6 protein-coding genes and 1 pseudogene are annotated in these 10,966 nt (G+C 68.0%); 1 reads left to right on the top strand and 6 read right to left on the bottom strand.

Annotated features, from left to right (window positions below):
- Positions 1 to 111 precede the first annotated feature (111 nt).
- A complete protein-coding gene (locus AB0K60_RS37520; RefSeq protein WP_364066563.1) occupies positions 112 to 1,113 on the top strand; it encodes a BtrH N-terminal domain-containing protein in 1,002 nt (333 codons plus the stop codon).
- A gap of 73 nt (positions 1,114 to 1,186) precedes the next feature.
- On the opposite strand, the gene AB0K60_RS37515 is transcribed toward AB0K60_RS37520, so the two are convergent.
- From AB0K60_RS37515 to AB0K60_RS37490, 6 genes and pseudogenes are all read right to left on the bottom strand, one after another.
- Positions 1,187 to 3,103 (bottom strand): serine/threonine-protein kinase, encoded by a 1,917-nt coding sequence (locus AB0K60_RS37515; RefSeq protein ID WP_364066560.1) that lies wholly within the window; start codon positions 3,101 to 3,103, stop codon positions 1,187 to 1,189.
- Between the two features lie 133 nt (positions 3,104 to 3,236).
- Positions 3,237 to 4,193: a DUF192 domain-containing protein gene (locus AB0K60_RS37510; RefSeq protein ID WP_364066557.1), complete on the bottom strand. Its 957-nt coding sequence runs from the start codon at positions 4,191 to 4,193 to the stop codon at positions 3,237 to 3,239.
- Positions 4,194 to 4,576: 383 nt separating this feature from the next.
- Entirely contained in the window at positions 4,577 to 4,924 is a 348-nt protein-coding gene (locus AB0K60_RS37505; protein WP_364066566.1) for a DUF1998 domain-containing protein, read from the bottom strand.
- A 328-nt stretch (positions 4,925 to 5,252) separates the two neighbouring features.
- Positions 5,253 to 7,253, bottom strand: a complete 2,001-nt coding sequence (locus AB0K60_RS37500) for a DUF262 domain-containing protein (protein WP_364066554.1) — start codon at positions 7,251 to 7,253, stop codon at positions 5,253 to 5,255.
- Positions 7,254 to 7,387: 134 nt separating this feature from the next.
- On the bottom strand, positions 7,388 to 10,762 hold the full coding sequence (locus AB0K60_RS37495; protein WP_364066551.1) for a Swt1 family HEPN domain-containing protein: 3,375 nt from the start codon (positions 10,760 to 10,762) through the stop codon (positions 7,388 to 7,390).
- Positions 10,763 to 10,881: 119 nt separating this feature from the next.
- A pseudogene (locus AB0K60_RS37490) lies at positions 10,882 to 10,966 on the bottom strand (IS5/IS1182 family transposase); the annotation flags it as partial.

Below are 10,966 nucleotides of genomic sequence, written 5' to 3'. Positions count from 1 at the left end.
TTGCGTGCCGCCCACTCGGAAAGCTTCACGCGATCACGATAGCAGCTGAGAAAGGCTGAGATTCACTGATGGATCACGTAACAGTTCCCTCCCCCCGGCAGTGGAGATGACATGACCGGAGACGACATGAGCATGGTGGAAGGCATTGAGGCCCGCGGCATGAAGCACTGTGAGACGACGGCGCTTGGGGTGCTGCTGCGGCACGAGGGAATCGACCTGTCCGAGCCGATGCTGTTCGGGCTCGGCTCGGGGCTGTCGTTCATTTACTGGGACGGCAAGAGCATGGGTTTCTCGTTCCTCGGGGGCCGGGTCAGGCCCTTCGAACTCACCAGGAACGTGGCGGCCCGGCTGGGGCTGGAACTGCGGATCGCGGAGACCACCTCGCAGCGCAAGGCGTGGCAGAACGTGGTGTCCGAGATCGACGCGGGACGGCCGGTCGGCCTGCAACTCGACAGCTACCATCTGGACTACTTCGCCCCGAAGGTGCACTTCGGCGGCCATGTGGTGGCCATGTACGGTTACGACGACCGGCACGCCTACCTGGTGGACACCGACGAGGCGGGCGGAGCCGTACGCACCGGACTGGACGGCCTCGCCGCCGCCAGGGCCGAGCGCGGCCCGATGACCGCCAGAAACCGGTCCTTCACCATCGCCGCGCCCGGCCCGGTGTCGGTGTCGCGCGATCAGCTCATCGCCGCGATCAGGAACTGCGCGAACGACTTCCTCGCCGCGCCCATCGCCAACCTCGGCCATCGCGGCATCGCGAAGGCGGCCCGCGAGGTACGCGGGTGGCTGCGCCGTACCGACAAGCCGCACGAGGACCTGCGGCAGGCCGCCATGCTCATGGAACAGGGCGGCACCGGCGGGGCGCTGTTCCGCAACCTGTACCGGGAGTTCCTCGGTGAGTGCGCCCGCTCGATCGACGACGAGGGCCTGCGCACCGGCCACGCCCTGTACGCCGAGGCGGCGGCACTCTGGACGCAGACGGCCACGCTGATCGCGAAGGCCGGAGAGACCCTCGACGCGGCCTACCTCGATCAGGCCGGTGACGTCCTGGAGGATCTCTCACGCGTCGAGGCGGAGGCCATGCGGGCGCTCAGCGCCTGCGGGTGATCCGAATCCTGCCGGTCCCCCATGCGACCGACCGGCCGTGACCCGACGCCGCGGCGCTCGCATCCTCGGCCGTTCAGACCGGCGCGGCGTGCTTGTAGCCGAGAAGGTTGACCGATCTCGCGATCCTGTCGAGGCCCGGGACGTCCTCGGGCCGGGCGCTCAGCACGAAGAGTGAGACCTTGGACTTCGGCAGGTGCCAGATCTTCATGGTGTAACCGCCGTAGTCCGCGCACCACACCTGCCATTCCCGGTAGGCCGCCCTTCTGCCATCCGCCATTGTCACCAGACTGCTGTCGTAGAGGGTGGCGTCGTAGGCGGCGACGTAGTTCGCGTACGCCCCGAACTCGGCGCCGTAATCGCCCGTCCAGTCCTGCCACACATGGCCGTCGCGCAGGCACGGCATCGGGCTGCCGACGCTCCAGCCGTACACGGGGTCGTCGATCGTGGAGCCCGGCCAGCGGTTGTTTCCGGCGCCGACCCGCAGGACCAGCGCGTCCGGTTCGCAGGCGAAGCGGGGCTGCCAGGGGCCGGCGAAGCCCTGCGTGTACGGCGAGCGGATGCAGACCAGGTCGTCGCGGACGCGATCCATGCGCCACCCCTTGGGGAGCTTCAGCTTGATGCCCTTGAACGACGCCCCCGCGCCCGCGCGCTTCCTCCTCGCGGGCGCGGTGGCCGTGGTCGTGGCCGTGGCGGTCACCGTCGTGACGGGGGTGGGCGCGGCCGACGCCGACGGCTGGGGCGGAACCGTCTGAACGGCGAAAGGCGCCGCGGAAGGAGTGGAACGGTCCGAAACGGAAAAGGCGATGATCGCGGTTATGGCGATCAAAGTGGCCGCGACCGCGGTCACCATGTAGGCGTGGACCCAGGACGGCCCCGGGCGCTGGGCGACGACCGTCATCTGGCCGGCGCCGGGTGCGGGCGGGAGGGCGGAATGGGCGGGTACGGCGGCAGCGGCCACGACGGTGGCGGGAAGCGGCGCCGCGGCGACGGCCGTGGCCTGGGTGCCCTCGGCCGCGACCTGCGTGTCCGCCGTTGTCGGGCTCGACGGCTCTTCGGACGCCACGCGCGTGGGCGCGATGTTGGCGGAACGCGGTTCCGGCCAGTCGGGGGCGTCCTGCCGGGGCAGCACCCAGGTGCGCTGGATGATCGAGGTGATGTCGACCTGTTCCGGCTCGGCGTCCTCGCCCTGCCAGGTTCCGATCACCGCGGCGAGGACCTGGTCGGCGGCAGGGCGGCGCCCGGGGTCCTTGACCAGCGCACGGCCCACGAGTTCGCGCAGGTTCTCCGGCACGGCCTCGATGTCGGGCATCTCCTCCCGCACCCGGTACGCCAGCACCTCCGGACGCCCGGTGCCGTACGGCGGCTCGCCCGTGGCGGCGAACAGGACCACCAATGCCCAGCCGTACACGTCGGCGGGCGTGCCGACCTCGCCCTCGCCGTACTCCTCGGGGCTGATCCAGCCGGGTGAGCCGACGAGGGTGCCGGTGTGGGTCATCGAGGTGGTGTCGAGGACCTTGGCGATGCCGAAGTCGATGAGCCGGGGACCCTGCGGAGAAAGGATCACGTTCGGCGGTTTCAGGTCGCGGTGCACGACCCCCGCCGCGTGCATGGCCACCAGCGCCTCGGCGAGCCCGGCGGCCAGGCCGTACAGTGCGTCACCGGTCAAGGGCCCCTCGGCCCGGACGTGCTGCTCCAGCGTGGGGCCGGGGATGAACTCGGTGGCGAGCCACGGCCGTTCGGTGCCGGGGTCGGAGTCGAGGACGCGGGCGACGCACGCCCCCTCCACCTTGGCGAGGACCCGGACCTCCCGGCTGAAGCGGCGGCGAAACTCCAGGTCGACCGAGAGCGGCTCGTGGACGAGCTTGACGGCGACCCGCCTGCCGGACCCGTCGACGGCGGCGAAGACGACACCCATGCCGCCCGCGCCCAGGCGGCCGACCAACCGGTAGCGACCGATCGTTTGGGGATCCCCGGCCAACAGCGGCTGCACGCACCCTCCGCATGGATCACGGCGCGACCAATTTGAGCGCGTATCGCCCTAGATGCGCCGAGAAGGCACGTTACACCCGATCTAGCCCATGATCAACTGTGTTTTGAGTTCACAAGCAGCACACATACGAAGTTCACGACTGGATGAGGAGCCTGGTGCCACGGCCCAGCATGGGCAGGTGGCCCGAGGGCGTCTCGATGACGTACTGGAAAGGTTGGGCCGGGTAATACTGCCGGCAGTTGGCGCCCTGCGGGCAGGGTGGCGCGCTGACCCCACCGAGGAAGAAACCATTCGAGTCGAAGAACAGGATGTCCACAGGGAACCGGTAGCCGCTGGTGGAGAAATAGCTCTGCCCTGGTTCGCGAGGGGTGTCGAAGGCGTAAAGCATCCCGTCCAGACCGCGCAGGTCTCCGAGGTCCCACCCACTCATCCCGGTGGATATGGCCTCGTCGGTGACGGCCAGCGCCACGACGAACGATCTGCCCAGAAGCTGGATCCGCCTCGTCGGCAGCCCACCGGGATCCTCGGAATCAGAGATCTCAGACGGCTCGGTCTCGGGCGACTCAGTCTCAGACGGCTCAGCGGTGGCCGAGGGATGCGGGGGTGTGGTCGGCTCGGAGGCACCGCACGCGCTCGCGCCCGCCGCCGCCGACACGAGCTTGACCCGGCTCGCAGAGTTCAGGGCGACGATGCGGATCACGCCTTCGGCGTCCTGGCCGAGGTAGAAGGTACCGGCCAGACAGTACCCGACGGGACCCCCTCCTGCCCCGTCGTCCTGCCGGGATCCTCGTCCGTCGGCGGTGAACCGGTCCTCGACCCTGCGATTCCCGACCTGATGCTCGATGACGATGAGCGTCTCGTCGTCACCGACCTCGGCGAGCGTCTCCTCCCCTCCGATCTCTATCTGGCCGAGGGGATTGGGCGGAGTCGAGATGCTGAAGCTCACCTCGAATTCCCCCTCGCTGTTCAGCGTGAACTCGATGGGCAGATTCAACGGCCTGACCGAGACCCACCACGGCCCGCTGCAGCCGGCCAGCAGCGACAAGATTGCCAAGGCGGCCGCGAGGCGTAAATGACGGCGCTTCATCACATCGTCTCCAGATGACGAGACGTACCGGTGGCGTCGCGCTCAGCATCACGCACGGTGTGTCGGCGATCCATAGGGAGTTACCCCCAAAGCCGCCGGCGCGGACGGTTCCAACTTGGGGTGAAGCACCCAAGGTCATTCGCCGTAGGTTTCTGACCTGCACAGATGCGTCTGCCGCAGGCGCTTGAGGCACGCCCGGAGCGTCAGCAAGCCTCGAAGTCGGCAGCCCCGGCGGAGCTACTCACCGCGATCAACGATCTGGCGGCGGCCCGCCTTGGATCGGTGGCAGCCGTACGAGCCCTGGGACCGGCCGACGATAACGTCCATCGCGCCATCCGGCCACCGCTATCCACAATTGCGAGCGTGGATAGCGGTGACTCCCGGCTTCAGTGAGGCACCGCCGTGAGGGGGCCGGAGGCCAGCAGCGGCTGAAGGATTTCCAGTGCGCAACCGCGGGCGAGGTCCTCGTGATGGCTTTGATTGCGGTAGCTGCGCAGGCACCCGTAGCACGAGGTCTCCTCGCCGCAGTCGCACGTCGCGACCCGGTGGAGCGCCGCTTCCACAACCCTGTCCAGCGCGGCGGCGATACGAACCGGGCTTCCCGCGCCGCCGGGCACGGCGTCGAACAGCACGATGCTTGTATTGCCCCCGGGTCGGGCATACAGGGTGCCCCCGATGTCGTCGCTGCTGAGTTCCAACTGTTCGGCCGCACCTTCGAGAAGCGCGTAAAGCAGCGATCGCCAGTGTTGCGTAGCTGGATTCCAGGTAGGGGGCGAAGAAGGCCGCCTGCTGCCTGCTGTCGCTGAACGTCAGCAGTTTGCGCCCCTCCCCCGGCTGGTCGGCGACCGTGTCGTCGAGGGCGGGCGGCAGCGCCTGGTAGAGGGCGGTCGCCAGTACGGCCACGGCCGCGTCGTTGCCGCTTTCGAACCGGCGCACCATGGCGGCCCCTCGTGCTCCGCAGCAGGCGCACGCGGACGGCGAGTCCTGATTGGTGTCGCCGCGCCGCCCCCGACTCCCGGAGCGGGCGACTCGCTTTCCGCCGGTTGTGCCATGGTGCTTCACTCATTCGATGCTGGTCACAGGGAATGGGACACGGTCGCCGTCCCAGGTACGCGATTCGACGACCGGGCAGCGTGACAGCGGCTGCGCGTCGGCCCTCTCCCTGTCGAGCATCTTGCGCCAGGCGTCGACGGTGCCGGTGACGAGGAACGGGCCGATGGGGATCACGACCGTGTCGCTCTCCACCCGGACGGGAATGCTCTCCCCTGCGATCTCGATGTCGGCGTCCAGACCGCCGTCGGCCGCCTGAATCGCCGACTCTAAATCGGCGAGGCTGAACGCCGCCTCCCATCTCGCCGACTGCGTCGTGGCGACGGCCACGAGCCGGCCGGCGTCCCAGGCACTCTGGTAGATGACGAACTCGAGCGAGCAGCCGGCCAGCGGGTCGGCCGGCGCGACCGTCTCGTCCAGCCATCCCGGCCGGAACCGGTTGAGCAGGTCCGTCATGGCCTTGGCCAGCAGGGCGCGGCGGGCCGCGAGAAAGTCGCGGTACGCGTCGGCCTTGCGCAGCGCGTCGTCGTAGGGGACGAAGTGGGCGGCGAGCTCACCCTCGGTGAGCGGCGGCAGGTCCGGGTCGACGAAGTAGGTCGCCGGCGACCGGTCGCTGATCTTCCGGTTGGCTTTGGCGGAGATGAAGGCCAGGTTCGCCAGGTCATTGATCTCGGTCTTGCCGTAGCCGTTGGCGTGGCCGCGCAGCGTCGCCTGCGGATGAATGTGGTGGTACTCCAGCTTCTGTCCCGCCTCGGCGGTGGCCGAGATCTCGGTTCCGTACCACCAGTCCCGCGCGCCCGCGTTCTTCGCGACGAGAAAGCTCAGGAAGAAGTACGGGCTGCCGACGGTGCGTCCTGCCAGATCCTGCGGCGTCACTTCGATGCGCGCCCCGCGGATGCCGAGGTTGGCGAGTAACTGCTTCACAGGTTCCGGGCCGCGTGTCGCCGGGATGTCCTGGCCCAGCCGGGTGTCGGTCGAACTGCTGTAGTGGTTGCGGATGTTGGCGAGCAGGAACCAGTAGATGATGCCGTTGGCGGTCTCCGGGTCCAGCGGAGCGTCCGGCCGCTCGCCGAGCAGCACGATGAGGGGCAGCAACGCGATGTGGGACGGGATGAGATTGCTGTTGCTGACCCGCAGGTTCTCCTGCAGTAGCGGGATGAGGTGGCGCAGGCCCCGCTGCACGGTGGCCCAGCCGGTCTCCAGTTGCGCGTCACTGGCCGCGATCAGGCGGCTGTGCGACCAGGTGGACAGGCCGCGGCCGAGCACGGTGCCGGTCAGCGCACGGGTGAGGAAGGTGACATCCAGGTCCTGGTAGTGCTTCTTCGCCCAGTACGCCGCCTCGTCCTCGAGCTTCTCCAGCACTCCCGGCCACCGGGCCGAGAGGGTGGCCAGGGCGAGATCGCTGGTCTTGAGCGGGCGTCCGCTGTTCACCCGGACGAAGATCTGCGCGATCTCGTCGTACTCGAAGTCGGTGAGGATCTCCATGTGGAAGGCGCGGTTGCGGATCGCCGCCAGCCGGGCCACCCGCTCGCCGATGAGGTCGGGGTCGAGCGCGGGGACCGCGCCGTGCAGCTCGGAGACGATGGGAAACTGCTTGGCGCCCGGCCGGACGATCTCGTAGACCTTGATCCAGCGGGGGTCTTTGGCGGTGGCCGCGCTCTGGTTCTGGAACGCCTCCGTCTCGACGTTGAACACGATCTGCGCCTCGGGATGGTCGTTGAGCACGCGGTGCAGCGAGGTCAGCCGCTGCTGCCCGTCGAGCAGGAACAGCGGCTGCACGGCCGGTTTGGCCTGCGGGCCGCCGATCGCGACGTTCCGCGCCGCCGGCTCCACCGGGGTCCGCCAGAACAGCAGTGATCCGCTGGGGTAGCCCCGGTAGAGCGACTCGACGAGTTTGGCCACCTGCGTCGGCTTCCATACGTAGCCGCGCTGGATCTCGGGGAGCTTGATCTCGCCGCTGGAGATCTGGCCTACCAGGGTCTGAACGTCGCGTTCTGCTTTCTCAACCGGCATGCGGACTCCGTGATCAGTGGGGGCCTGACGGCGCATGGTGCAAACGATCTGAACTACATTCCATCACTCGCATCAACTGTCAGCGATGGTTTCATCGCGATCCGTGGCAACAGATTCGATGTCAGGCACCTCGGTCAGCGATCCTCGAAGCCAAACGATTCGAACTTCAGCACGCGGGCGTTCTCCGAGACGATGCGGACCTTGTCGTCGGGGAAGCCCTCGGCCTTCTCACCGCTGATCTCGATGGTGATTTGCACCTGGGCGCCCTCCACCGCGCTCAGGTGCTGGACGAGCTCCTGGTAGATCTTGGTGAAGCTCTTCTGTGGCAGTTCGGGATCGAGTTTGGCGACACCGAAGAACCGGACGTTCTTGGGCGCGGGCGGAGGGGGAACGACAGGACCCCCGCCGGTGCTCCCGCCCTTCGTCTCGCCTGCGGTTCCCCCGTCCCCGGTGTGTCCGCCGACGACCGTGGTCCCCTCGCCGCCGGAAGTGCCGTCGTCGACGGGTTTCTCCGCCTCCCGCTGGGCAAGCGCCACGTCGGGCCGGACCAGCAGTGTGCTGTCGGTGATCTGAGCGGGCCAGGCTCGCGGCGGCAGGACCAAGCCCTCGAACCGCTTGCCGTCGTACCCGGTGGCGAGGGCGAAGCCGGTGCGTTCCCAGTCGAGTTCGTCCAGCCCGGCGGCGATCCCCCCGTCGAGCACGGCACGGTCGCGCAACCGGGGCAGGTACGGGTAGCGGCAGTAGTAGTCCCACAGTTCCCCGACGGAGATGTGCCCCTTCTCCCATACGCTGGCCAGCTCGCGGTCCAGGTTGCCGCGGATCACCGAGGCACCCTGAACGACGCGCAGCGCGTCTCGCTGCCGGAGCTTGGCGCTGACCCGCTCGGCGAGCCGGTCTCCGCTGCCGTCAGCCTTCTCCTCCTGCCAGGTGATGTGTCCGCCGGGCGGCTGGTCGGGGACGAACGCCCAATAGTACGTCTCGCGGATGCGCAGCTCGCTGGCCTGATCGGCATTGGCGAGCCGGGTCTTGACCTGATTGATTTGCTGGAGCGACAGGTCCAGCTCCTCCTTGCGCCCGTCGATGTTGCGCCAGGCCAGGTACTCTCGCACAGCCTCGGCCAGTTCCTCCATCCGCTTGGCGTCGGCGGCGAGGAACACGAGCATGTTGCGGTTGATGCGCTGCGCGCTGCCACGCGTGTCGAGCATCTTCTGCGCGAGCAGCCTCGCCGAAGATCCCGCGTCCTTCCGCGCGTGCACGACCCGCGGATGCAGGATCACCAGGCGGGCGTCCCCCGTGTCCGGCACGTCGGCGCTGTCGTCGGTCACATGCACGGCGGCGAAGTCGCCGCGCACCCGCAGTTCCTTGGCACGCAGCCTAGTGACGATCTCCAGCCAGACATCCTCCTGGTGCAACCGCTCGGCGTAGTCCTTCGCGGTACGGGTGACCGACGCCTGGGTGTCGTACCAGTAGCGGGAGCCGTCAACGTAGAGGAAGGTCGCCCGGTCGGTGAGCACGTGCAGGGCGGAGCCGAAGTTGCCGACCACGTCACCGGGGATGGCCACGCCGAGCCAGATGTTCTGCTGCTCGATGCCCTTGTGCGGCATGGTCAGCGTCGGCGCCGCCCCGAGGAAAAGCGTCCTGGCCAGGCGCCGGGTGAGGGCGCGCTTGCCGAACACGGTGCGTTCCTTGTCGATCTGCACGGGAGTGGCCGTGTCGCTGTCGCCGTCGACGTCGACCTCGATGACGGCCTTCCAGTTGTCCTGGAGGTACTGGGTCAGCTCGCTGACCACCGTCGGGTCGTTCAGCGGCACCGACCCCGGCATGATCAGCGGTCCGGAGTCCTGTGCGATCCACAGCCGATGGATCACGGTGCTCATCAACCGCAGCACGCCGCGGGTGCGCTGGAAGCGGTCGAGCGTGGACCAGTCCTCGTAGAGCCGGTCGAACAGCTCGGGATGGATCGGGTAGGCGTCGATGATCCGCTTCTCGTAGGACATCTCGGAGCACTCGCGCGGGAATTCGCCCTTGTGGTCGTTGTAGAACTTCCAGAACTGCCTGGCGATCGCCGCGATCTCGGCCTTGGCCTTGGCGTCGGGCTCCTCGAACAGACGCCGCCGCACGATCTCGAACGACTCGTGGGCACGGGCCGGCTGCCACTGCCGGGCGACGCGGCGGATCACGTTCTGCAGACGGTCCAAGGCAGCCTGGCCATTGACCCCGCCGACCTCAAGGGCGCTGCCCATGATGCCCTTTTCGGCCTCCTCGTGGCTGGAGGCGGGGATGGAGACGACAAGCAGCGCCCCGGGCACGGCCTTGACCGCCTCGGTGATGGTCTGCGCGAAGGTGAACTGGGTGTCGAATGTTCCGGCCAGAAGGTCCTCGCGGCCATAGAGCTGACGGGCGTAGGCAACCCACTCATCGATGAGGATCAGGCAGGGCGAGTACGCGGCGATCAGCCGGTGCAGGGCGTCTCCGGGGTTGGTGTGCGCCTCGTCAGCCTGCCGGACGATCTCGTACGCCTTCCGGCCGCCGAGCTGCCAGGCCAGCTCGCCCCACAGGGTGTGTACGTGGGTGCCGTCTTCTTTCACCTTGCCCGCGGCCGGGTCGATGTGGTTGCCGACGAGCGCGGCCCGGCTGACCTGAGTCCCGATCGCGCTCACGTCGGTTCCGGCGAACAGGTCGATGATCTCCTGCGGGAAGTCCATCAACGGCCTGCCGGAGAAGATGTGCCACAAGGCGAGCATCGAGTGGGTCTTGCCGCCGCCGAAGTTGGTCTGCAGGTTCCAGACCGGAGTCGCGTTCATATCCTTGCCGACCCGGCTGACGGCCCGCTGCAGCAGGTCTTTTAAGCCCTCAGTGAGGTAAGTGCGGCGGAAAAACTGGATCGGGTCGGTGTACTCCTCGCCCGCGCTCTGCCCGGTGGACACCATGTGGAGGTCGGCGGCGAACTCGGCGGCGTCCAGCTTGCCGGCCGCCACGTCCGGATGCGGGGTGATGATCTCCCGCCAGGGCTTGAGCCCGTTGGCCTCGATGCTGGGCAGCGACGTGACGGACTGCGCGGCCCGGCGGGCCTCGCTGTCGTAGAGGCTGCGCTGGTGGTCCAGACGCAGCTTGCGCACCTCATCGGCCCGGTCCATCGCCCCGACTGCGATCAGCAGACGCTCCATAGTGTCCAGGGCGCGATAGGTGTCGTCACCGGAGAACGGCTTGGTGTGCGCCCACTTGTTACCGACCTCGCGCAATTCGCTGGCGAAATTCTGCTCCCCACGGGAGAGTCGCTCCTTGAAGACCCGCCACTCCTCGGTGAGCACACGCAACAGGAACCGCACATCGGACTTCTCATAGGTCCTGTGCACCCCGTGCTTGGCCGCATCCCGCGCTTGAAGGACCTCCACCCAGTCCTGGTTGCCGGACGTGGCCATGCTCATCATCATGTCCACGAACGGCTCCAGCCCCATCCCCAGCAGTTCCAGCCCGCGGCCGATCCTGTCCCTGTTGCTGAGTGCCATCGTCGTCAGTCCTCTTCGGGGGTGAAGTCGAGGGTCTGCTGAGCTCCCGCCACCAGCACGGCCGAGCGCGATGCTTTCTCGATCTCAGACCATGCGGAGCCTAGAGCATTGAGGCCTTTTCATCCTGAGTGGCGGTCTTCCTGGATGGTCTGTAGGACGAAGATGGCCTGAACCAGCGCGGTGGCGCGATGAGGGCAACAGCGC

Source organism: Thermopolyspora sp. NPDC052614 (assembly GCF_040678635.1).
Lineage (GTDB): Bacteria > Actinomycetota > Actinomycetes > Streptosporangiales > Streptosporangiaceae > Thermopolyspora.
This window is presented reverse-complemented; position numbering and strand designations above follow the sequence as displayed.